Origin of the sequence: Streptomyces sp. NPDC002795, from assembly GCF_042888725.1 — a bacterium.
Taxonomy (GTDB): Bacteria; Actinomycetota; Actinomycetes; order Streptomycetales; family Streptomycetaceae; genus Streptomyces.
In genome coordinates this window covers 372853-394820 of record NZ_JBIAQB010000001.1, presented here as the reverse complement: position 1 = coordinate 394820, position 21968 = coordinate 372853, and the positions used below count along the sequence as shown (strand labels likewise).

19 protein-coding genes are annotated in these 21968 nt (G+C 71.1%); 10 read left to right on the top strand and 9 right to left on the bottom strand.

The window, feature by feature from the left end:
- The first annotated feature begins 13 nt into the window (after positions 1-13).
- Positions 14-841, top strand: a complete 828-nt coding sequence (locus tag ACFYWS_RS01700) for an alpha/beta fold hydrolase (protein ID WP_389268366.1) — start codon at positions 14-16, stop codon at positions 839-841.
- Positions 842-855: 14 nt separating this feature from the next.
- Here ACFYWS_RS01700 and ACFYWS_RS01695 read toward each other — a convergent pair whose 3' ends face one another.
- The 4 genes from ACFYWS_RS01695 to ACFYWS_RS01680 are packed head-to-tail and all read right to left on the bottom strand — an operon-like array spanning position 856 to position 6387.
- Positions 856-3243 (bottom strand): TIM-barrel domain-containing protein, encoded by a 2388-nt coding sequence (locus ACFYWS_RS01695; RefSeq protein ID WP_389268364.1) that lies wholly within the window; start codon positions 3241-3243, stop codon positions 856-858.
- A complete protein-coding gene (locus ACFYWS_RS01690; RefSeq protein ID WP_389268362.1) occupies positions 3240-4148 on the bottom strand; it encodes a carbohydrate ABC transporter permease in 909 nt (302 codons plus the stop codon). Before ACFYWS_RS01690 ends, ACFYWS_RS01695 begins: the two co-directional genes overlap by 4 nt.
- The gene (locus ACFYWS_RS01685; RefSeq protein ID WP_389268360.1) at positions 4145-5065 is read right to left on the bottom strand and encodes a carbohydrate ABC transporter permease; all 921 of its coding nucleotides are present in this window, start codon (positions 5063-5065) and stop codon (positions 4145-4147) included. The genes ACFYWS_RS01690 and ACFYWS_RS01685 overlap by 4 nt, the downstream gene beginning before the upstream one ends.
- 8 nt (positions 5066-5073) lie before the next feature.
- Positions 5074-6387 carry an ABC transporter substrate-binding protein gene (locus ACFYWS_RS01680; protein WP_389268358.1) on the bottom strand — a complete coding sequence of 438 codons (1314 nt, stop codon included), beginning with the start codon at positions 6385-6387 and terminating at the stop codon, positions 5074-5076.
- A 214-nt stretch (positions 6388-6601) separates the two neighbouring features.
- On the opposite strand from ACFYWS_RS01680, the gene ACFYWS_RS01675 reads away from it, so the two are divergent.
- From ACFYWS_RS01675 to ACFYWS_RS01665, 3 genes are all read left to right on the top strand, one after another.
- Entirely contained in the window at positions 6602-7618 is a 1017-nt protein-coding gene (locus ACFYWS_RS01675) for a LacI family DNA-binding transcriptional regulator (RefSeq protein ID WP_389268356.1), read from the top strand.
- A gap of 109 nt (positions 7619-7727) precedes the next feature.
- Positions 7728-9551 (top strand): glycoside hydrolase family 2 protein, encoded by a 1824-nt coding sequence (locus tag ACFYWS_RS01670; RefSeq protein WP_389268354.1) that lies wholly within the window; start codon positions 7728-7730, stop codon positions 9549-9551.
- 154 nt (positions 9552-9705) lie between these two features.
- Entirely contained in the window at positions 9706-10080 is a 375-nt protein-coding gene (locus ACFYWS_RS01665; RefSeq protein WP_389269441.1) for a VOC family protein, read from the top strand.
- Here the strand turns inward: ACFYWS_RS01665 and ACFYWS_RS01660 are convergent.
- The 5 genes from ACFYWS_RS01660 to ACFYWS_RS01640 all read right to left on the bottom strand — a co-directional run bounded on the left by ACFYWS_RS01660 (position 10068) and on the right by ACFYWS_RS01640 (position 15867).
- On the bottom strand, positions 10068-11558 hold the full coding sequence (locus ACFYWS_RS01660; RefSeq protein WP_389268352.1) for an amino acid permease: 1491 nt from the start codon (positions 11556-11558) through the stop codon (positions 10068-10070). The genes ACFYWS_RS01665 and ACFYWS_RS01660 overlap by 13 nt on opposite strands.
- Positions 11559-11600: 42 nt before the next feature.
- Positions 11601-12746, bottom strand: coding sequence for an aminotransferase class V-fold PLP-dependent enzyme (locus ACFYWS_RS01655; protein ID WP_389268350.1), 1146 nt, complete (start codon positions 12744-12746; stop codon positions 11601-11603).
- 110 nt (positions 12747-12856) lie between these two features.
- Positions 12857-13393, bottom strand: a complete 537-nt coding sequence (locus ACFYWS_RS01650) for a helix-turn-helix domain-containing protein (RefSeq protein WP_389268348.1) — start codon at positions 13391-13393, stop codon at positions 12857-12859.
- Between the two features lie 43 nt (positions 13394-13436).
- Entirely contained in the window at positions 13437-15017 is a 1581-nt protein-coding gene (locus ACFYWS_RS01645) for an AMP-binding protein (RefSeq protein ID WP_389268346.1), read from the bottom strand.
- Positions 15018-15054: 37 nt separating this feature from the next.
- On the bottom strand, positions 15055-15867 hold the full coding sequence (locus ACFYWS_RS01640; RefSeq protein WP_389268344.1) for an IclR family transcriptional regulator: 813 nt from the start codon (positions 15865-15867) through the stop codon (positions 15055-15057).
- Between the two features lie 310 nt (positions 15868-16177).
- Between ACFYWS_RS01640 and ACFYWS_RS01635 the strand changes: the two genes are divergently transcribed.
- Genes ACFYWS_RS01635 through ACFYWS_RS01610 form a run of 6 tightly spaced genes read left to right on the top strand, consistent with a single transcriptional unit; the run spans position 16178 to position 21947 of the window.
- The gene (locus tag ACFYWS_RS01635; protein ID WP_389268342.1) at positions 16178-17476 is read left to right on the top strand and encodes a hypothetical protein; all 1299 of its coding nucleotides are present in this window, start codon (positions 16178-16180) and stop codon (positions 17474-17476) included.
- A complete protein-coding gene (locus ACFYWS_RS01630) occupies positions 17464-17823 on the top strand; it encodes a hypothetical protein (protein WP_389268340.1) in 360 nt (119 codons plus the stop codon). Before ACFYWS_RS01635 ends, ACFYWS_RS01630 begins: the two co-directional genes overlap by 13 nt.
- Positions 17820-18275 (top strand): hypothetical protein, encoded by a 456-nt coding sequence (locus ACFYWS_RS01625; protein WP_389268338.1) that lies wholly within the window; start codon positions 17820-17822, stop codon positions 18273-18275. The genes ACFYWS_RS01630 and ACFYWS_RS01625 overlap by 4 nt, the downstream gene beginning before the upstream one ends.
- A complete protein-coding gene (locus tag ACFYWS_RS01620) occupies positions 18272-20248 on the top strand; it encodes a hypothetical protein (RefSeq protein ID WP_389268336.1) in 1977 nt (658 codons plus the stop codon). The genes ACFYWS_RS01625 and ACFYWS_RS01620 overlap by 4 nt, the downstream gene beginning before the upstream one ends.
- Complete coding sequence (locus ACFYWS_RS01615; RefSeq protein WP_389268334.1) at positions 20245-21252, top strand: ATP-binding cassette domain-containing protein; 1008 nt, start codon at positions 20245-20247, stop codon at positions 21250-21252. The genes ACFYWS_RS01620 and ACFYWS_RS01615 overlap by 4 nt, the downstream gene beginning before the upstream one ends.
- Entirely contained in the window at positions 21252-21947 is a 696-nt protein-coding gene (locus ACFYWS_RS01610) for an ABC transporter ATP-binding protein (RefSeq protein ID WP_389268332.1), read from the top strand. The genes ACFYWS_RS01615 and ACFYWS_RS01610 overlap by 1 nt, the downstream gene beginning before the upstream one ends.
- Positions 21948-21968 lie beyond the last annotated feature (21 nt).

Sequence of the window (21968 nt, the reverse complement as noted above, 5' to 3'; positions counted from 1 at the left end):
AGAGGAAGACCCCGTGTCCCTGTCCGCTTTCGACCTTGCCTACGACGAACTCCTCGCCCGCTGGCCGGAGTTGACGGAAGAGCGCGATGTCCCCACGCCGTACGGGCGCACCCGGGTCCATGTGTACGGGCCGGCCGACGGCAGTCCGCTCGTGCTGCTGCCCGGCGGCTCGGCGACCGGCCTGGTCTGGTACGCCAACGCGCCCGCCCTCGGCAAGCGGTACCGGATCCACGCGGTCGACCTGCTGGGCGACGCGGGCCGCACCCAACGAGGTGGCACGCCGCTCAAGAACGCCGACGACCTGACAGCCTGGCTGGACGCACTGCTGTACGGGCTCGGGCTCACCCGCACACACCTGTGCGGCCACTCGTACGGCGCCTGGCTGGCCGTCAAGTACGCGCTGCGCGCGCCGCGGCGCGTCGACCGGCTCGCCCTCGTCGACCCCACCCAGGTCTTCGCCGGCTTCCGCCCCGGATACCTGCTGCGCGCGCTCCCCACCCTGCTCCGCCCGAGCGAGGACCGCGCCCGGGCGTTTCTTGCCTGGGAGACGGGGGACGCCCAGCCGGACGAGGCCTGGCAGCGTCTGTACGCGCTGGCCGACACGGTCCCCGGCCGCAAGCTCATCGCCGGCGGCCGAGCCCGGGCCGCCGGCCTCCGCATGCCGGTGCTGACCCTGCTCGCGGAGCACGGCCGCGCCCACGCCGTCGACAAGGTCGCCGACAAGGCCCGCCGGACGCTGCCACAGGGCGAGGTGACCGTACTCCGCGGCGCCACACACCACTCCCTGCCGCTCACCGCGCCACAGGAACTGAACGACCGGCTGACGGACTTCCTGGGGTGACGGTGCGGCCTGCTTCACCCTTCCCGTGCCGTCAACTGCTCCACCACCGCGCTCAGCAATCCGGCCGGTACCCGCAACGCATGCAGTGCCGAGATCTTCGAGGTCAGCGGCCCGGGGGTCGTCACGATGCGCCACATCTCCAGCTTCGTGGGGTTGTCGAACTGGGCCGCCGCGAGGATGCCCTGGATGGTGACCCGCGTGCGGTCCGGGTGGAGCGGCGCGGCGAGCTTCACCTCGACCGTCGTGGCGGATGAGGTGGCCGCGACCTCGGCCGTGACGCTGAAGCGGCCCGGCCCGCCTGTGACCTCCGCCGGTTCGCCGTCGATGAGAGTCGGGCCCGTGGGGAGGTCTGCCAGGAAGGTGACCGTCCAGGTGCGGGCGGCGGGGACGATGCCGTCGGGGCCGGCTGCCGGGCCGATGCGCAGGGTGCCGGACTCGGCGTTCCACTCCAGGGGCGTGGTGACCGTGCGCAGGTTAGTGCCGTCGCCCTGGCCGTCGTCCTCGATCAGAGTGAACGTGCCGCTGTCCGAAGGTGCGACGAGCAGTTCCAGGTGGTCGGGATTGCGGGTGGCGTCCAGGTCGTCCGGGCCTGCCAGCGGGAGGATGCCGCCGCCGCGCAGCAGGGCCGGCACGCCGTCGAGGCCGCGGTGCAGTTCGATGTGGCGGTCGCCGTCGTACACCGTGCCGGTGAAGATGTCGGTCCACGTGCCGGGCGGCAGCCAGGCCGATGTGGAGGAGAGCAGTGTCACCTCGTCCCGGCGGGTGGTGATGGGGGCCACGATCAGCTCGCTGCCGAAGGTGAACTGGTTGGGCACGTCGTACGCCTCGTGGCGCTCCGGCTGGACGTGGTACATCGGGCGCACCAACGGCGTGCCGGTGGCCGCGCGATGGTTCATGGTGTGCAGGTACGGCACGAGCCGGTGGCGGAAGCGCAGGGCCTCACCCATCGCCTGCCGGGGCTCGGAAGGGAACTGCCACGGCTCCTTGCGGATGAACGGGTTGTTCGCCGAGTGCAGGCGGAGGATGGGGGAGAAGACCCCCAACTGGAGCCAACGCGTGGCCAGTTCGTCGTCGCGGACGCCGCGTGTGTGGCCTCCGATGTCGTGGCTCCACCAGCCGTAGCCGATATTGGCCGACGATGCGGTGAACTCGGGCTGGAAGGCGAGGGATTCCCAGGACACCACCGTGTCTCCGGAGAAGCCGACACCGTAGCGCTGGCTGCCGGGACCGGCGTAGCGGGAGAACGCCATCGGGCGGCGGCCCTCGCGTCCGGAGTCCAGGAAGTGGAAGTGGTTGAGGAGCCAGAGTGGGTCCACGTCCGGGATGCGTGATGTGCTGCCTTGCTGCCAGTCGACCCACCAGAAGTCGACGCCCTGGTCCTCCAGCGGGTGGTGCAGGAGACGGAAGTAGGCGTCGAGGAACGCCCGGTCGGTGAGGTCGAACGGGATCGTCGCGTCGGAGGCCGGGTCGACACCCACCGCCCGAGCCATCTGCGGGTACGCGTCCTCGAAGGGGCGGACTCCGTCGGCGGGGTGCAGGTTCAGGGTGGTCCGCAGGCCACGGCGGTGCAGCTCGGCCAGGAAGGCCTCCGGGTCGGGGATGAGCTCCCGCTCCCACGAGTAGCCCGTCCAGCCGGTCCCGTACTTCGGGGGCACCGAGCCGACGCGGTGCCAGTCCATGTCGATGACGGCCACGGAGAACGGCAGCTTCTCCGCGTCGAAGCGGTCGAACAGCTCCAGGTACGTGTCGGTGGTGTACGCGTGGTAGCGGCTCCACCAGTTGCCCAGCGCCCAGCGTGGCAGCACCGGCGGGCGCCCCGACAGCGCGTACAGCGCCTCGACCGCCTCGGTGTAGTCATGGCCGTACGCGAAGACGTACAGGTCGAGGCGGCCGGGCTCGCGCGATGCGACCCAGCCCTCGTCGTCGAAGAGGAACGACGCCGAGTCGTCGATGGCGGCGATCCCGTCGCGGGCGGCGACACCGTCCTCCAGCGGGATGCGGCCGTCCGCGTCGTCGAGGGTGCGGGCCGTGCCGCCCAGGTTGTCCGGGCGCCGCTCGCCGAAGCGCCAGCGGCCACCGGACGGGGACGTGACGACCAGACCGTTCGCGCTGAACTCCCGGCGGTCGTACAGGAGATGGAGGCGGCTCGTCGACACCTCCAGGGCGTCGTCGGTCTCCCGGACCGTGAACTCGGGTGTGGGTCGGTCGCGGTGGAGCGCGAAGCTCGACGCGCGGTCCTCGAACCCGCCGTCCTCGGACCACTCCAGACGAAGCAGCCCCTCTGTGAGCACGGTGACACGCCAGCGGTCGCCGCGCAGGACCGAGGCGTCCTGGGCGCGGGGGTGGGACGGGATCCTGCTGAGCGCGGTGTCTGTGGCTGTGCGTGTGTCTGTCGTTGTCATGCCTTGACTGCCCCTTGGGTGACTCCGCTGATCACCCAGCGCTGGGAGAACAGGTAGACGAGTACGGTCGGTGCCATCGCCATGAGATACGAGGCGAAAGCGACGTTGTAGTTGGTGTCGAACTTGCTCTGGAAGATGCTCTGGAGGACCGGCAGTGTCTGCAACCCCGGATCCGATGTGATGAGCGAGGGCAGCATGAAGTCGTTCCACGAGGCGAGGAACGCGAAGATGCCGACGGTCGCGTTCATCGGCCCGAGCAGCGGCAGGATGACGCGCCGGAAGATCTGTCCGGTCGTGGCCCCGTCCATGCGCGCGCTCTCCTCCAGCTCCATCGGGATCGAGCGCAGATACGCGGTGTACAGCAGCACGCTGAACGACAGCTGGAAGACGATGTGCAGCAGGGCCACGCCCACCGGACTGTCGATGCTCAGCAGCGCGGTCAGCTTGATCTGCGGCAGCGCCACCACCGGGAACGGCAGGAACATCGCGCCCAGCAGATAGAAGAACGACCAGCGGAAGACCCGCCGGTCCCAGTTGCGGGCGATGGCGTACGCGGCGAGCGAGCTGAGCGCCAGCGTGCCGAGGACCGAGGCCGCGGCCACCGCAACGGAGATCGTGAACGAGACGGGGAAGTCCGTGATGCGCCAGGCGTCGGCGAAGCTGCTCAGGTCGATCGGCCACGGCAGCGCGAAGGCATCGCCCTCGGCCGCCTGGGCGGAGGACTTGAGGGCCATGGACACGGTGACGTACAGCGGGACCAGGACCGTCAGCGAGGCCACCACGAGCAGCAGGGTGACCGGCCGGCTGGTGGCGTCCTTGCCGCGGCGGCGGGCGCGCGCGACGGCCTGCCGCAGTGGTGGTGTGTGCCGTGTGGTGTGCTCGGACGGCGGGAGAGTGGTGGTCATGAAAGCCGAAGCCCCCTTCCGCGGGTGGCCAGGAGTTGCAGCAGGGACACCACGACCGTGAGCACGAAGAAGACGGTGGCGTTGGACATCTGGTAGGCGTAGTCGCCGCTTGAGTACCCGGTGAAGATCTTCATGGCGACGCTGTTGGTCGCGGTGCCGGGACCGCCGTCCGTGAGGCCCTTGATGATGTCGTAGGCGTTCAGATAGCCCTTGACACCGAGGATCGTGTTGATGACGAGGTACCCGGACACCAGGGGCAGCGTGATGGACCGGAACCTGCGCCAGGCCGAGGCCCCGTCGATGGAGGCTGCCTCGTACAGCTCGCCGGGGATCGACAGCAGACCGGCGATGTATATGAGCAGCGCGCCCGGGATCGTCTGCCACGCGGAGACGACCATGATGGAGATCCAGGCCAGGTCGGGATTGCCGAGGATGCTCTCCTCCAGCGGACCGAAGCCGAGCGAAGTGGCCAGCGAGGGAAGGGTGTTGGCGAAGAGATAGCTGAAGACGTACGCGGCGACGATCCCGGAGATCACCATCGGGATCACGAAGACGCTCCGCAGGGCCGTCAGGAACCGCACGCGGCTCGTCAGACCGAGCGCGAGCGCCAGCGCGACGCTCTGCGCGAGCAGCACGGTCACCAGGGCGAGCCCGAGGGTGAACTTGTACGAGTCCCAGATCGCCGGGTCGGAGAAGAGCGCGATGTAGTTCGTGAAGCCGGTGAACTGCCACTCGCCGAAGCCCACGTAGTCGGTGAAGCTGTAGAAGATGCCGACCAGGGCGGGCCCCAGGACAAGCCCCGTGAACAGTACGAGAGTCGGCAGCAGGAACCAGTAGTAGATGGGTTCGACCCGGCGCCGCCTTCGGGAGGGTGGCGCGGCGGACGCACCTCTTGGGAGGGTTGGAGGCACAGCCATGAGGTCTCCTACTTCGTGGAGGAGCGGATCGCGATCCGCCGCCAGTCGGCGTCGAGCTGCCGGAGCATCCCGTCGAAGTTCCCGGTGGCGATCGCGGTCTGGAGATAGTTGCCCACGGGGATCGACGGCGGGATGAAGGTGCCCGCGCCGAGGTAGAAGGCCGCCGAGTCGACGTAGGGCTGCAACCCGGAGAGCCGCGGGTCCTTGGCCGCCGGCGCGTCCTTGGTGACTCCGTACGCGAGGTTGTCCCGGTTGTAGGCGTCGATGATCTCGGGCCGCATGAGGAAGTCGACCAACTCCTTGGCCTCGTCGGGGTGGTCCGCCCCTGTCGGGATCCACAGCGCGAGGTCGATGTTCACGCGCGCCTTGCGGTCGGCGGCCCGCTCCGTGACGGGCAGCGGGAAGGTGCCGATGTCGAGGCGCGGATCGACCGCGGCGATCTGTGTCAGTGCCCAGGGCCCCTGGAGATACATGGCCGCACGGCCCTTGCCGAAGGCTAGGTTCCCGTCCGGGTACGAGCGGGTGGCGGCGTCCCGGTTGTAGAACTTCGTGAGCGTACGGGCCCGGTCCATGGCCTCGGCGAAGTCCTTCTGGAACGAGACGGGCGAGGACGCGCCGACGTCCGTGCCCTGCTCCCGCAGCTTGCGGAAGAACGCCGCGGTGTCGACGAGCCCACCGGCGCAGTAGTCGAAAAGGCCCTGCCAGACCGTCCACACCTCCTTGCTCGTCGCGTAGATCGGTGTGACCCTCGCGGCCTGCAACTCCTCGCAGACGTCGACGAATTCGGACCACGTCGTCGGCACCGGAAGGCGGTACTTCGCGAAGATCTTCTTGTTGTAGATGACTCCGGCGGCCGCCAGCGAGTACGGCAGGACGCTGGTCCGTCCCGGGTACGTCGCGTACTGCTTGGCGAGCTGGGCGACGCTGCCGGTGATGCGGCGGGCCGCGGGCCGGTCCGACACGTCGGAGAGCACGCCGCGCTCGATGTACCGGGCCAGTTCCAGGTTGTTGTTGAAGCAGCCCACGTCGGCGGGCTGGGCACGGACGAACTGCGGCGCGATGGCATCCGTCGTGTCGTGCACCACCCGCACCCCGGGCCGGCTTCGCTCGAATTTCCCCAGCACCTTGTCGAAGTAGGCGATGACCTCACGCTTCTGCAGATAGAAGCGCATGGTGGTCCGTGACTGCCCGGCCGCGTCACCCCCGCAGCCGGTGAGCCCGAGGGCGCCGAGCGCGGCTCCGGCCCCGGCCGCGGCGAGGAGGCCGCGCCGGCTCGGACCGCGGGCACCCCGGATCGTGGCTCGCTCTGGTCCGATCGTCACCTCGTCGCCTCCTGAGAGTGGTGTCACGCGACCTCGGGGCGTGCGGGCCCCGAGGCATGTGCGTTCAGTTACGAGCAGAGCGCGGCGAACTTACAGCGCTGTAAATTTGGGTGTCAACAGATAAGGTTCGGCGTGCAGTTCGGCGGAGTGTCCCACCAGGCGCGGACCCCGCGTCAGTCCACGCGGTCCCCGCGCAGGTCCACCAGGAGGCGAAGTGCCCAACGTCCGTCTGAGCGATGTCGCCCAGCACGCCGGCGTCTCGACGAAGACGGTCTCGAACGTCGTCCACGGCTATGTGCACGTCCGCGAGAGCACCCGCGTCAAAGTGCAGCGTGCCATCGACGAGTTGGGCTACCGGCCGAACCTGCGCGGCCGCAGCCTCGCCACCGGCCGCACCGGAATGATCGCGCTGGCCTTCCCCGACCTGCGTATCCCGTACTTCGCCGAACTCGCCCACGTTCTGTCGCGAGCGGCCGGTGAGCGCGGGTACCGGCTGCTGCTTGAGGAGTCGGGCGACGCCCCGGACGTCGAGCGCGCCATGCTGTCCGCGCAGGAGGCGGGTGTCGTCGACGGTGTGCTTCTGCAGCCGTCCTGGCTGAGCTCCACGGAGATCGCCCAGCACCGCAGGGGAGTTCCTGTCGTGCTCCTGGGGGAGAGTCCCGCGCCGCTCACCCTCGATCACGTACGGATAGACAACATCGGCGCGGCCGCGCAGGTCGTCGAGCATCTCGCCGCACTCGGGCGCCGCCGCATCGCCTTCCTGTGCGCCGAGGAATCGGCGCCGAGCGAGACCTCACGCCAGCGCCTCATCGGCTACCAACAGGGCCTGGAGGCCTGCGGGCTTCCGGTCGAGACCGCCCTGATCGTCACCGGGCGGGTGGCCGACGCGCACTCCGCCGCACGGACCCTCGGGGCCGCGCTCGACGACGGCATGGCGCCGGACGCCGTCTTCTGCCGCGACGACCTGGTCGCGCTGGGTGCGCTGCGGGCGCTCGGGGAGCGGGGGTTGCGGGTGCCGGAGGACGTCGCGGTCACGGGCTGGGACGACAGTACGCTCGCGTCGGCGGTGCGGCCGAGCCTGACCTGCGTACGGGCCGACGAGGCCGAACTGGCCCGGCGCGCGCTCGACTTGCTGATCGAGCGCATCGAGGGCTTCGACGGGCTCGGACGCCATGAGGTCGTCGCGCACTCGCTGGTGGTTCGGGAGAGCGCGCCGCAGCCGGCTGTCTGAGCGGTGCGTGCGGCGGGCGGCCCGGCAGTTTCTCCGGTTCTCATTTACAGCGATGTAAAACGGTGCTGAGATATGCGTCGGCACCCGTCATGACGACCCAGGAGAGTGCATGCGCCAGGACCTTCCCCGCCCGGAGTACCCGCGCCCCGGCTTCGTCCGCACCGACTGGCTCAACCTCAACGGCCCGTGGCAGTTCGCCCGGGACCCCGGCGACAGCGGTCTCGAACGCGGCCTGGTCGACGCCGAGTTGCCCGAGCGGATCACCGTGCCGTTCTGTCCGGAGTCGGAGCTGTCCGGCATCGGTGCCACGGACTTCCACGCCGCCGTCTGGTACCGCCGCACCGTGCGGGTGCCCGCCGAGTGGGCCGGGCGCAGGGCCGTGCTGCACTTCGGTGCGGTCGACCATGACGCGACGGTGTGGGTGAACGGGCAGGAAGTGGCCCGGCACAGCGGCGGGTTCACCTCGTTCAGCGCCGACCTGGGCGATGCGGTGCGGCCCGGCGAGGATGCCACGATCGTCGTGCGGGCGAGGGACAGTGCCGAGGGCCCGCAGGCGCGCGGCAAGCAGTCCGACCGCTACGCCAACTACAGCTGCCTCTATACCCGTACGACCGGTATCTGGCAGACGGTGTGGATGGAACCGGTCGCCGACACCCACCTCGGCCGCCCCCGCATCACCCCGGACCTCGCCGCGGGCTGCTTCCACCTCGAACTCCCGCTGTCCGGGAGCCGCGCGGGCCACCACGTCCGCGCCCGCCTCACCGACGCACAGGGCGCCGTGTCCGAGGCCTCGGTCGCCGCGCACCTCGACCTCGCGCCACGCCTCGTGCTGCCCATCCCGCCCGATCGGCGCAGGAGTTGGTCGCCCGAGGACCCGCACCTGTACGAGATCCACCTCGACGTCGTCGACGCCTCCGGCGCGGTCGTCGACTCGGCGGTGTGCACGGCGGGCCTGCGCTCGGTCACCGTCGACGGCAAGCGGGTGCTGCTCAACGGCGACCCCGTCTTCCAGCGCCTCGTCCTCGACCAGGGCTGGTACCCGGACGGCCTGATGACGGCCCCCGACGACGCCGCGCTCGTCCGCGACATCGAACTCTCCCTCGCCGCCGGCTTCAACGGGGCACGGCTGCACCAGAAGGTCTTCGAGGAGCGCTTCCTGCACCACGCCGACCGCCTCGGCTACCTGGTGTGGGGCGAGTTCGGCGACTGGGGCGCGAGCACGGGCCCCGTGAGCACCGACAATCAGCGGCCCACCAGCGGCTTCGTGGCGCAGTGGCTGGAGGCCGTCGAGCGCGACTACTCCCACCCGTCGATCATCGGCTGGTGCCCGCTCAACGAGACACGCCAGCGGCTCTCCGACCGGCAGGGCGTCCTCGACGACGTCACCCGCGCGATGTTCCTCGCCACCAAGGCCGCAGACACCACCCGCCCCGTCCTCGACGCCTCCGGGTACGCACACCGCGTACCGGAGACGGACATCTACGACTCGCACTGCTACGAGCAGAACCCGGAAGTCTTCGGGAAGCTGATGAGCGGCCTGGCCGAGGACGAGCCGTTCGTCAACCCGCAGGACGAGGCACCGGACGACACCTGGTCCGTCCCCTATCGCGGACAGCCGTACTTCTGCAGCGAGTTCGGCGGCATCTGGTGGAACCCCGACGAGGCGCAGGCCGCGGGCGAGGACCGCGAGGTGTCATGGGGCTACGGCCAACGCCCGCGCGACGAGGAGGAGTTCCACCACCGCTTCGCCGGGCTCACCGGCGTACTCCTGGGCGACCCGGACATGTTCGGCTACTGCTACACGCAACTCACCGACGTCTTTCAGGAGCAGAACGGCATCTACCGCTTCGACCGCTCCGAGAAGCTGGACGTGGCGCGCGTGCGCGCGGCGCAGGTGCGGCCCGCCGCCATCGAGGGGGACGGGCCGGCCTGAGTCGGCGAAGTCGGCGGGCGGCGCATGCCACCCCAGAAGAATGTCGCAGTCATCCGGATGACTGCGACACTTTTCTGAGCAGGCTCCGTTCTGCGGGGCGGAAGGCTGAATTCGCCGACAGTGTCCTTGGAGGCACCGCGTGACCGGAACACCCATGCAGATCACCGCCCTCGTCGTCGACGCCGAGGACCCCGAGCGGCTCGCCGCGTTCTGGTCCGAGGTGCTCGGGCGGCCGATCGAGAGCCGGCCGGGCCCGTACGTCTGGCTGCGCCGGGAGGGCGGCCTGGTGTTCGGGTTCCAGCGGAATCCGCACCCCACGCCCGGCAAGGACCGTATGCACGTCGACCTGACCTCGCCCGATCTGGCCGCCGAGCAGCAGCGGGTCGAGGCCCTCGGCGGGCGGCGGCTCGAAGAGTACGACGAGGGCGGGTTCCTGGTGATGGCGGACCCGGAGGGCAACGAGTTCTGCATCCTGCCCGAAGGGTCCGTGGACATGGACGACGACGGGCGTGCCCACTACCTGGAGTGATCCGGCTCGCCGGCGTGTTCACCCGGTTCGCGAGCGGCCGGGACCGCTCCCCGCACCGCCGTACTGTCCGGCAGGGTCCCCGCCGTCTCGTACCGCCGGGCCCCGAACCGGTACACCACCACCAGCACCGCGAAGAACGGCAGGCCCGCCTTCCAGGAGTCGTCCAGGCCCTCGATGAACACGGTGGAGACCAGGATCGCCGCCAGGGCGAGGGCCGCCGCGACGGTGGTGAAGGGCGCGCCGCGCAGCCGGGCCGGTGAGGCGGGCAGGCCGTGCCGGGTGCGATGGCGGCGGAAGGCCAGGTGCGTGGCCAGGATGAGGATCCACACCACCAGCGCGCCGAACACCGAGATGCCGAAGAGCAGGATGTACGCCGTGTCCTCCGAGTGGACCGAGAGGAGCGCGGCCGCCGCCAGGCCGATGCCGGAGACGGCGAGCGCGCGGTGCGGGACGCCGTGCGCGCTGACCCGTGCGAACAGGCGCGGCGCGTGCCGGTCCACCGCCAGGGAGTGGATCATGCGGGTGGCCAGGTAGGTGTTGGCGTTCGCGCTGGAGAGGGCCGCGGTGAGGACGACGAAGTTCATGATGCCGGCCGCCGCCGGGATGCCCGCGACGTCGAAGAGCTGGACGAAGGGGCTCGCCGTGACGTCGCCGCCCTTCGCCGTGCGCGTCCACGGCACGACGGTGACGACGATCGCCATGGCCAGGACGTAGAACAGCGCGAGGCGGACGACCATCCGCCGGGCCGCACGGGGGATGTCCCGTACCGGGTTCTCGGACTCGGCCGCGGTCACCGCGATGATCTCGGTGCCGATGTAGCTGAAGATGACGAAGACGAAGGCGGTGGCGAGGCCGCTCATGCCGTGCGGGAGTAGTCCGCCATGGCCGGAGAGGTTCGAGGTGCCGACCGCGGGGTGTCCTGGCAGGCCGAGGAACACGTACGCGCAGCCGAGCAGGACGAAGACGCCGATCGCGGTGATCTTGATGGTGGAGAACCAGTACTCCAGGCGGCCGAACACCCCGACGCTCAGCGCGTTCGCCGCGAGGAGCAGGAGCGAGAACGCCACCACGGGGAGCCAGAGCGGGAGTTGGGGCCACCAGAAGCGGATATAGATGCCGGCCGCGATCACCTCGCCGCCGATCGCGATCACCTGGATCGTCCAGTACGTCCAGCGGATCACGAAGCCCGCGAGCGGGCTCAGATAGCTCCGCGCGATGCTGCCGAAGGAGCCGGCCGCCGGGTGCACGGACGTCATCTCGGCGAGCGCCCAGCCGATCACCAGGGCGATCAGCGCACACACCACGTAGGCGATCACGGTGGCCGGGCCCGCGGCCGAGATGGCGAGACTCGAACCGAGGAACAGGCCGGTGCCGATGGCGCCGCCAAGCCCCATCATGCTGAGCTGACGCCCGGTCAGGGACCGTTTCAGGCCGTGGTCTTGCGGTGGCACCGAGTCGGTGCGCGGGTCGTCGGGCATGTCACTCGCTCCGTGGTGGGTGCGGTGTTCCTGGAGGTGCTGCTACTTGGCGCGTACCTCGCCGAGCGCGGCGATCAGCGCGTCGACGTCGGAGAGGGTGTTGTAGTAGTGGAACGAGACGCGGAGCAGGGTGCCGCGCGGACTGGTGACGATGCGGCGCTCGGCGAGCGCGGCGGCCAGCGTGTCCGGGGCGGGGTCGGTGATCGCCACCTGCGGTCCGCGCAGTTCGGGGTCCGCAGGCGAGGCCAGGGTCTCGCCGGCTTCGGTGAGGCGCTGGTGTGCGTACGCGGTGAGTTCGCGGATGTGCGCCTCGACGTTCTTGGCGTCGACCTCCGCGAGTGTGCGGAGCCCGGCCGCGGCGGCGTACGCGGAGGGGATCGACGGCGTGCCGGTCTCGAAGCGCCGCGCGGTGTCGGGGAAGTCGAGCGTACGGGGATCGAAACCGAAGGGATCGACCCGCCCGAACCATCCGGTGAGCTGCGGCGCCACCTCGTCGCGCACGCCGCCCCGCACGTACAGGAAGGCGATGCCGGGGACTCCCAGCAGATATTTCAGCGCGCCGCACACGAGGTAGTCGCAGTCCAACTCCCTTACGTCGACGGGGAGTACGCCGAGGCCCTGATATGCGTCGATGAAGACGCGGGCCCCTGCGGCGCGCGCCGCGCGGACGGTTTCGGTCACCGGCAGCCGGACGCCGTTGCGGTACGACACCAGGGGGATGGAGACGAGGTTCGTGGTGGCGTCGATCGCGGACGTGTATCCGGCGGCGGGGACGATCCCGTCCTCGTCCGCAACGTGCCGCACCTGCGCGCCCCGGCCGCCCTGCGCCAGCCACACATGCGCGATGGACGGAAACTCCATGTCCGTCGTGACGAGCCCGGGGCGGCGCGACCAGTCCAGCGTGGACGCCACCTGGTACGCCCCTTCGGAGGCGCAGCTCACCACCGCGATCTCGTCCGTGGAGGCACCGATGTGTGCGGCGAACGCGGACCGCGCGGCGTCGACCTGCACCATCCACTCGCCCCATGGAGCGCCGTGGCTGCGCATGGACCACTGGAATTCCTGGAGCGCGGTGAGTACGTGCTCGGACGCCGCTCCCTGGCTGCAACTGGCCAGGTGGACCGTGTCCTTGAGGGAGGGGAACCGGGCGCGGAAGCGTTCGGGTGTGTCCAGTGTGTCGATCGGCACGGGGGCGACTCGCATTCAATCCCGGTGAACGTGTTCAGTGCGGGTGATCGAACCAGTCCAGTGCGGGCCGCGTCAATGGGTGCGCGGGCACGGGTACTTGTGAGCAGCGGTCACCGGCTCGGCGGCGTCACGCTCACCAGGAACCGCGCGGTCTCGCCGCCCTCGTTCACGTAGCGATGCGGGACGCGGGAGTCGAACGTACAGCTGTCGCCCGGTCCCAACTCGTAGCGTTCGTCGCCCGCTTCGACGACCAGGCTGCCGGTCAGCAGCAGCACGCACTCCTCGGACGGATGGCTGTAGCGCGCGTCGGAGGACGCTCCGCCCGGCTCCAGCGTGCCTTCCAGGACTTCGAGCCGCGCCGACCCGGCCGACACCCGCGTGTACTCGATCCCGCCCTGGGGCGAGCGCACCTGGATCCGGCGCTCCCGCCGCACCACCGCGACCTCCTCCGCCTCGTCCTGCCGGAACAGGTCGAACAGCGGAAGCCCGAGCGCGGCGGAGAGCCGGCGCAGCGTCTCCAGGCTGGGGTCGGTGAGCCCGCGCTCGACCTGGCTGACCAGCCCGGTCGACACACCGGCCGCCGCCGCCAGCTCCCGCACGGTCATCTTGTGGGCCTTGCGCAGCTCACGTATCCGATTGCCGATCACGGGGCGAGGTTAGACCACCGCGGCTCGTCCTCCGAGAGGCCGGTCAATTGATGTGCCGCGCAGTGCCTGCCCATGCCTTCTCCCGCAGTACGTACTTCTGGATCTTCCCGGTCGAGGTCTTGGGGAGGTCGGCGAAGGTCACCGACTTCGGGGCCTTGAAGCGGGCGAGGTGGGTGCGGACGTGGTCGATGATGTCCGCGGCGGTCGCCGAGGCGCCGTCCCGGAGGGTGACGTACGCGGCCGGGACCTCGCCCCAGCGTTCGTCGGGGACCGCGATCACCGCCGCTTCCAGGACCGCGGGGTGGTCCATGATGGCCTGTTCGACCTCGACCGACGCGATGTTCTCGCCGCCCGAGACGATGACGTCCTTGGAGCGGTCGCGGAGTTCCACGTAGCCGTCGGGGTGGACGACGCCGATGTCGCCGGTGCGGAACCAGCCGTCAGGGGCCGCGGCCGCGGTCGCCGCCGGGTCGTCCAGGTAGCCGAGCATGACGTTGTTCCCGCGCAGCGCGATCTGGCCGGTGGTCGTGCCGTCGGCCGGGACGTCGGTGCCGTCGTCGGTGATCACGCGGGCCGTGCAGGAGATCATGTTGCCCACGCCCTGGCGGGCCTTGAGTCGGGCCTGCGCCGCGCCGTCCAGGGTGTCCCATTCGGGGCGCCAGTCGCACAGCATCGCGGGGCCGTACGTCTCCGTGAGCCCGTACAGGTGCGTGACGTCGAAGCCCAACTCGCCCATCCTGCGCAGGATCGCGGGGGAGGGCGGGGCGCCGCCCGTCGCCATGCGGATGGTGCGTCCCTCGGGCAGCGGGCCCGCCTCCGGGGCGTAGGCGATCATCGAGAGGACCGTGGGCGCGCCGTTGAGGTGGGTCACGCCCTCCTCGCGGATCAGCCGCCACACCTCGGCGGGGTCGAGCTTCGGCAGGCACACGTGCGTGGCCGCCGCCGCGGTCACCGCCCAGGGGAAGCACCAGCCGTTGCAGTGGAACATCGGCAGGGTCCACAGGTGCACGGCGGATGGGGTGAGTCCCGTGTGGCCGACCATGGCGACCGATTGCAGGTAGGCGCCTCTGTGGTGGTACATCACGCCCTTGGGGCGGCCCGTCGTGCCTGACGTGTAGTTGACGGCGAGGAGGGAGCGCTCGTCGGACGGGGTGTGGTGGAGGGGGGCGGCGCCGGTCAGCAGTGACTCGTACTCCTCGCCGGCCCTGATGCGGCGGGGCGGGGTGTCCAGGCGGGCCAGCGCGTCGTCCACCAGGACGTCGAACGACGGGTCGTGGATCAGCACGGACGCCTTCGAATGGCTCAGGATGTACGCCACTTCGGCCGCCGCGAGCCGCGTGTTCACCGCTACGAGAGGAACGCCCGCCCACGGCACGCCGTAGTGCGCCTCAAGGAGTACGTGGGTGTTCGGCGCGAGCACCGCCACCGGACGCCCGTCGGCCAGCGGTGCGAGAGCGCCCGCCAGACGGGTGCAGCGGTCGTGCAACTCCGCGTAGGTCCACCGCCGTTCACCGTCGACGACACCGATCCTGTCGCCGTGCGCCGAGGCGACACGGTCCAGATACGCGGTGGGGGTCAGCGGCTCGAACGACAGGGCGTCGAGCCCGGTGACGGCTTCCGGCATGGCGGCCTCCTGGGGGGAGCGGGTTCCCGAACCGGCTCTACCCCGTCCGATGCCCGCCAAGTCGTGGGAACAGCGCCCGCCGCGCCTCTCCCGCGAGGTCGTGCACGAGCGGCGCCAGCTCCTTGAAGTCGACCGCCTGCTGGTCCCCGCACAGGGACAGCGCCGCCGTGGCCGGGCCGCAGCCGCGCAAGGGCGCGGCGATGCAGCGGATGCCCGACAGGGTCTCCTCGTTGTCGACGGCCAGGCCCTCACGCCCCCGGACCCTGGCCAGTTCCTGGCGCAGATCCGCGGCCGTGCGCAGGCTGCGCGCGGTGCTCTGGGGGAGCGGGCCGCGGTACGCCGAGTCGACCAGGCCGGGTTCGAGGGTGGCGAGGATGGCCTTGCCGACGGCCGTCGTGTGTGCGGGCAGCCGGGCGCCGAGCCGGGTGGGGAGCCGGGCGGCGGAACGGCCGCCCGCCTTGTCGAGGAAGACCACCTCCCGCCCGTCGAGGACGGCGAGGTGCCCGGCGAGTCCGGTGCGCCGGCACATCTCGTGCAGCAGCGGCGTGACGATGTCCCGGATCTCGCTGTGCCCGGCGGCCCGCCCGCCGAGCTCCAGCGGGCGCATGCCGAGGCGGTAGCCGCCGGTGGAGTGGGTGAGCCAGCGCAGCCGGATCATCTGGTCGAGGATGCGGTGCAGCGTCGAGCGTGGGAGCCCCGTGCGGTCGGCGAGGTCGAGCAGGGACAGGCTCGGGGTGTGCGGGTCGAACGCGTCGAGGATGACCGTCATGCGTTCGATCATGGAGATCGGGGCGGGGGACGGGCCGCCGGGTTCTCCTGTGTTCGTGTCTACCGTCGCCGGTGTCGTCATGGTCGCCTCCCTGGTGGGTGTGCTGACCGGGATCGCCAAGTGTCGACCGTACGCGGGGGTGCGGGGGAGTCCCTTGCGGGGCTCCTGCCACGCATATACAGAATCCTCACTTCTTCACAGGCCCCGCCCGGGTGCGGTCGTCCGTCGGTGAGTCCCACTGAGCGGGAGTGCCGGGCCCGGTGAGCGGGATGCGGCCGTCGGCCCCCTTCCGGGTGGGGCCGCGCGCCCACAGAGTGCGGCAGGTCAGTCGAATCTGACGGTCTGTCAAATACGGCTGAGTCAGAAGGCCATGTCTACGTGAAGGGCATCGATGACCGTGCGAGGATCCCACGCCGTCCCCCGGCGGACCCGCGCGCTCTGCGGGGCGGGCACGGCCGCGCTTCTGGTGCTGCTGCCCACGGCGGCCGGTCCGGCGGGCGCCGCCGAACCGGAGGCGGCCGAGGGCGAGGACTGCCCGGTGACCGCGATGGCGCAGGGCGTGCAGGTGACCGTCAGCGCGAGCAACGACACACTCCTGTCCGCGCCCGCCGGGGTGGGCATCCCGGTGGCCAAGTCCTGTGTGAACTACGCCGTCGGCGAGTCCTCGGGGTGGGCGAGCAGCCCGTACCCCGGAGAGACGGTCATCTCCGCCCCCGCGCTCATCGGCAGTCAGACCGGGCAGAAATTCCCCGACTACCCGCTGTACGCGACCTCCAAGTACCCGTCCGAGGGCAGTGCGAAGACCGGCCAGGACCCGCACGTCATGCGGGCGCGCAGCGCCAAGACATCCACCGAGGCGCAGGCCAGTACGGTCCTGGGGCAGGACGGGACGGGGGCCTCCACCAAGGCGACCGCCGACTCGTCCGTCGACCCGGACGCGCTCACCGGCAAGGCGGAGGCGAGCGCCGACACCCGGCCCTGGTCCGTCAACGGCGTCCTGGAGATCGGCCGCATCCTCAGCTCGGCCGGCGCCGCAGTCGACCGGTCCGGCAAGGTCGTCCGCGAAGCCGAACTCACCATCGGGCGCACCGAGATCGCGGGCCAGGGCGTCGAGATCACACCGGACGGACTCAAGGCCGCGGGGCAGGCACTGAAGCTGCCCGGCGGTGGCGGTGGCGGATCCGACCCGGCCGAGGCGCTGACGCAGGCCCTCGCGAAGGCAGGCGTCAAGATCCGCTACCTGGACGAGAAACGCACCAAGCACGGCATCGTGTCCGCCGGACTTGAGGTGCGGGCCCGCCAGCAGGACACCCGGTCCGGGTCCGTCTACACCGTCACCTACGTCTTCGGCCGCGCCTCCGCCACCGCCGGCCGCGTCGAGGCACCTCCCGGCAGCGGCGACATGCCCCCCGCCCCGGCCCCGCAGGCCCCCTCCGGGACGGGAAGCGGCGAGGGCGCGGGCGCCCCCGCACCCGGCGGCGCCGGAAGCGGCGCCGACACCCCGAAAACGCCGCCCGACAGCGGCGGAGCGTCCCGCCCCACGGACACCCGGCCCGTCCAACTCGCCACCAATCCGACCGACATGGGCGTCACCGGCCTCTACATCGTGCTCGCGTTCGGCGCCGTGGCCACGTTCGCCGCCGGCACCCTGCTGCGCCTGTTGGGAGTGAAGACTCGATGGACCTCGTGACCCGGATACGCAGCCAGTGGGACCGGCTGACCGCCGCGCTCACCGCGCTCGCGGGCGCCGTGACCCTCGTCCTCGGCTGGCGCGGGGTGAGCGGCACGCCGTATCCCGCCGAACAACTGCCGTACGTGGTCAGCGCCGGGCTCGGCAGCCTCTTCCTGCTCGGCCTGTCCAGCGCGCTGTGGCTCTCCGCCGATCTGCGCGACGAGTGGCGCAAACTCGACCGGATCGAACAGGCGCTGCGCACGGGCGGCGGGGCGACACCCGGCGCCGGGCCGTCCGCCGAGACCCCTGGCGGCGACGAGACACCGGCTCCCGCGGCTCCCGTGCCCGAAGGGAGCCTGCGATGAACGGCGTCGACGCACGCACCGTGCCCTGGCGCGACCGCGACGTCGTCACCGTCTGCGGCACCAGCCTCGCCGGGCTCGCCCTGATCGTGACCGCGTGGTTCGGCGCGAGCGCCACCGTGTCGACCGCGCGGCAGGCGGCCTGGCTGAACCTCGGTGTCGCCGGATTCGCGGTCGGCGCGGGCGGGCTCTGCCTGTGGCTGCTGCGGGCACGCCGCACGCTGGGGGAGCGGCGCGTCCAGCTGATCGCCCTCGCGCCCGCGGACGACGCCGAGGACACACGAACCAAGCCCACCCGTCGCACCCGGAGCACGGACGACACGCTCGCCCTGCCCCTCGTGCGCGCCGAGGGCATGGACCGCCCGCACCAGCCGGACTGCCCGTTGGTCGCGGGCAAGGAGGTGACGCCGGCGCCGGTCGGCGCGGGTGAACCGTGCGGGGTGTGTGCGCCGTGAACGAACTGCTGCCGTTCCTGGTCGTCGGCGTCACCACCGGATCCGTGTACGGACTCGCCGCCATGGGCCTCGTCCTCACCTACAAGACCTCGGGCATCTTCAACTTCGCGCACGGAGCCATCGCCGCGATCTCCGCGTTCGTGTACTACGACCTCCGGGAACTGCGGGGCCTGCCCTGGCCCGTGGCGCTCGCCGTCGCCGTGGTCGTCGTACCGCCGATCATCGCGCTGCTCATGGAACGCGTCACGCGGACGCTCGCCGCGGCCACGGTGGCCACGAAGGTCGTCGCCACCGTCGGGCTCCAACTCGTCGTCACGAGCGCGCTGATCGCCGGATACGGCAGCTCGGCCCTCGACTTCCCAGGCTTCCTGCCCACCGACACGGTCACGGTGATCGGCGTACACGTCGGCATCGACCAGCTGACCTCGGCGGTCGTGGCGGCGGCCGGGGCGCTCGGGTTCTTCGTGTTCTTCCGGCTGTCCTCGATGGGCGTACGGATGCGGGCGGTCGTCGACGACGCGGACCTGCTGGAACTCTCCGGCACCAGCGCGTTCGCGGTACGCACCCGGGCCTGGCTCATCGGCTGCTGGTTCGCCGCCGCGTCCGGCGTCCTACTGGCCCCCCAACTCGGCCTCGACGTCCTCCTGTTGACGCTCCTGGTGGTGCAGGCGTACGGGGCGGCGGCCGTCGGCCTCTTCTCCAGCCTCCCCCTCACCTACGCGGGCGGACTGCTCATCGGCGTACTCTCCGCCCTCGCCACCAAGTGGGTCTCCACGTCCGAGACACTCTCCGGCCTGCCGCCCGCGATGCCGTTCGTGGTGCTCTTCGCCGTGCTGCTGCTCGTCGGCCGGGGCAGGCTCGCCGAGATCGGCGGACACCGGCCGGCGCCCGCGTCGAAACCACTGGTGAGCCGCGCGACCGGCCGGATCGTGGCCGTGGTCGCGGTGGTGCTCGCGGGCTGCGTACCCCTCGTCGCGGCGTCCAAACTCCCCGTCTACTCCTCGGCGTTGGTGTACGTCCTGGTCTTCGCCTCGCTGCAACTCCTCGTCCGCACCTCCGGGCAGGTCTCGCTGGCGCACGCCGCGCTGGTCGCCGTCGGCGCCTCGACGTTCTCGCATCTCGCGGTCGGCGCCGGACTCCCGTGGCTGCTCGCCGTGCTCCTCGCCGGGGTGGTCGCCGTGCCGGTCGGCATGCTGGTGGCGATCCCCGCGATCCGGCTCTCCGGCCTCTATCTCGCCCTGGCCACCTTCGGGTTGGGCCTGCTCCTGGAACGGGCGATCTACGGCACGTCCTGGATGTTCGGCAAGACCAATACACTGCCCGCGCCACGCCCCGGCCTCTTCGAGGGCGACGAAGCGTTCTACTACGTCCTGCTGGCCTTCGCCGTCGCGGGCTCCCTGCTCATCGCCCTCGTCGCACGCAGCCGCCTCGGACGGCTGCTGCGCGCGATGGCCGACTCACCCACGACGCTCTCCACGCTCGGCCTCGGGGTGAACGTCACCCGTGTCACGGTCTTCACCATCTCGGCGTTCGTCGCCGGCGTCGCGGGCGCCCTGTACGCCTCCCAGGGCCGCTCGGCGACGGGCGCGCCCTTCCTCTCGTACACCTCGCTGACCTGGCTCACCGTCCTGGTCCTGTGCGCGGGCCTGCGCTCGGCGGGACCGCCCCTGGCCGCGGTCCTGGTCGCGGTCGTCCCCGCCTACCTCACCAACGACACCTTCGCCCAGGCCCTCCCGGTGGTCTTCGGCTTCGGCGCGCTCCTCGTCGCCCTGTACGAGGCGGGGGCATCGAAACGCCACGGCACGGGAGCGCCCCCGGCCGCTGAGCCGCACGGCTCACGCTCCGACGAACGCCTCGGGTCACCTGGCCCGGCGGCGCAGCGCCTGACGACGGCGCGGAAGTCGCGGGCCGCGCGGACGGCACCGGCGCGGGTCCGGGTCGGATCGGGTCTGAGGAAGGAGACGGCGCGATGAGCACGAGCAATAGCCAGGGCCGGGACGGACCGGGGACGGACCCGACACGATCGTCTGCCAGGGAACCGTCGGGCCCGGACGGCGGTGCCGAGACGACCCCGCCGCCCGGCGGCGCCGAGAGGAACCCGCAGGCCGTGGACTCGTCGGCCGCACAGTCCCGGGGCCCGGCCTCGGACCCGCTCTCTCCCCCGGATCCGACCGGCCCGTGGGCCGACGTCTCCACGGCCCCGCACACCACCACCCCCGCCGGCCTGGAGATCGGCGGCCTCACCATCCGGTTCGGTGGGAACACCGCCGTCGACTCCGTCACCTTCGCCGCCCCGCTCGGCCGCGTCACCGGGCTCATCGGGCCCAACGGCGCCGGGAAGACCACCACCTTCAACGCCTGCTCCGGACTGCTGCGGCCGTCCCAGGGGCACATCCGGCTCTTCGGCAAGGACATCACCGGGCGGCCGCCCGCCGCTCGCGCCCAACTCGGTCTCGGGCGGACCTTCCAGCGCATGGATCTGTTCGACTCCCTCACGGTCGAGCAGAACATCGCGCTCGGACGGGAGGCGGGCCTCGCCCGCGGCAACCCCCTCAAACAGCTCCTGGCCACCCCCGCCGAGACGAGGGCCGTGCGGGCCGCCACCGAGGAGGTGCTCGAACTGTGCGGTCTTCGCGCCCTGCGCCACGAGATCGCCGGCTCGCTCTCCACCGGCCAGCGCCGCCTCGTCGACCTCGGCCGCGTCCTCGCAGGAGACTTCGGACTGCTGCTGCTCGACGAGCCGTCCTCGGGCCTCGACACCGCCGAGACGGAGAAGTTCGGCGCGATCGTCACCAGGGTCGTCGCCGAACGCGGCTGCGGCGTGCTCCTCGTCGAGCACGACATGGGTCTGGTCATGTCGGTCTGCGACCACCTCTACGTACTCGACTTCGGCCAGATGATCTTCGAGGGCACCCCGGCCGAGGTGCGCGCGAGCCCCGCCGTGCGCGCCGCCTACCTGGGATCGGAGGCCGCGTAGTGCTCGAACTCGACGACATCGACGCCGGATACGGCGGCGCCCGCGTCCTGCGCGAGGTGAGTGTGTGGCTGCCGCCGAAGTCCGTCGTGGCGCTGCTCGGCACCAACGGCGCCGGAAAGACCACCCTGTTGCGCGTCGCGTCCGGGCTCCTCGCGCCCACCTCCGGGCGCCTCGCCATCGACGGCAAGGACCTCACGGGCAAGCGTCCGCACGCCCTGGCACGCGCAGGTGTCTGCCATGTCCCCGAAGGGCGCGGCGTGTTCCCGACCCTGACCGTCAAGGAGAACATCCTCATCCAGGCGGCGGGCGGCAACATCGACGAAGCCGTCGAACGCGCCGTCACCGCCTTCCCGATTCTCGGTCAGAAACTCGGCCAGCTCGCGGGCTCGCTCAGCGGCGGCCAGCAGCAGATGCTCGCCCTCGCCCGCGCCCATGTCACCGACGCCGACTACGTACTCCTCGACGAGGTGTCGATGGGCCTCGCCCCCGTCGTCGTCGACGAGATCTTCGAGTTCCTCGGCAGGCTGGCCGAGGACGGCCGCGCCCTGCTCCTCGTCGAGCAGTACGTCTCCCGCGCCCTCGAACTGGCCGACTACGTCTACCTGATGAACCGGGGCCGCATCGAATTCGCCGGAGAACCGGGCGAGTTGGACAGCGACCGGCTCGTCGCCCAATACCTGGGCTCCCACGCCTGACCCGCGCACACCCGCTTCGTA

Excerpts from the sequence above, each read along its gene's own strand:
- ACFYWS_RS01645 (WP_389268346.1), bottom strand. The coding sequence starts at position 15,017 with ATGCCGGAAGCCGTCACCGGGCTCGACGCCCTGTCGTTCGAGCCGCTG.
- ACFYWS_RS01660 (WP_389268352.1), bottom strand. The coding sequence starts at position 11,558 with ATGCCCGACGACCCGCGCACCGACTCGGTGCCACCGCAAGACCACGGC.
- ACFYWS_RS01665 (WP_389269441.1), top strand. The coding sequence starts at position 9,706 with ATGCAGATCACCGCCCTCGTCGTCGACGCCGAGGACCCCGAGCGGCTC.
- ACFYWS_RS01615 (WP_389268334.1), top strand. The coding sequence starts at position 20,245 with ATGAGCACGAGCAATAGCCAGGGCCGGGACGGACCGGGGACGGACCCG.
- ACFYWS_RS01625 (WP_389268338.1), top strand. The coding sequence starts at position 17,820 with ATGAACGGCGTCGACGCACGCACCGTGCCCTGGCGCGACCGCGACGTC.
- ACFYWS_RS01640 (WP_389268344.1), bottom strand. The coding sequence starts at position 15,867 with ATGACGACACCGGCGACGGTAGACACGAACACAGGAGAACCCGGCGGC.
- ACFYWS_RS01630 (WP_389268340.1), top strand. The coding sequence starts at position 17,464 with ATGGACCTCGTGACCCGGATACGCAGCCAGTGGGACCGGCTGACCGCC.
- ACFYWS_RS01670 (WP_389268354.1), top strand. The coding sequence starts at position 7,728 with ATGCGCCAGGACCTTCCCCGCCCGGAGTACCCGCGCCCCGGCTTCGTC.
- ACFYWS_RS01685 (WP_389268360.1), bottom strand. The coding sequence starts at position 5,065 with ATGGCTGTGCCTCCAACCCTCCCAAGAGGTGCGTCCGCCGCGCCACCC.
- ACFYWS_RS01635 (WP_389268342.1), top strand. The coding sequence starts at position 16,178 with ATGACCGTGCGAGGATCCCACGCCGTCCCCCGGCGGACCCGCGCGCTC.
- ACFYWS_RS01695 (WP_389268364.1), bottom strand. The coding sequence starts at position 3,243 with ATGACAACGACAGACACACGCACAGCCACAGACACCGCGCTCAGCAGG.
- ACFYWS_RS01690 (WP_389268362.1), bottom strand. The coding sequence starts at position 4,148 with ATGACCACCACTCTCCCGCCGTCCGAGCACACCACACGGCACACACCA.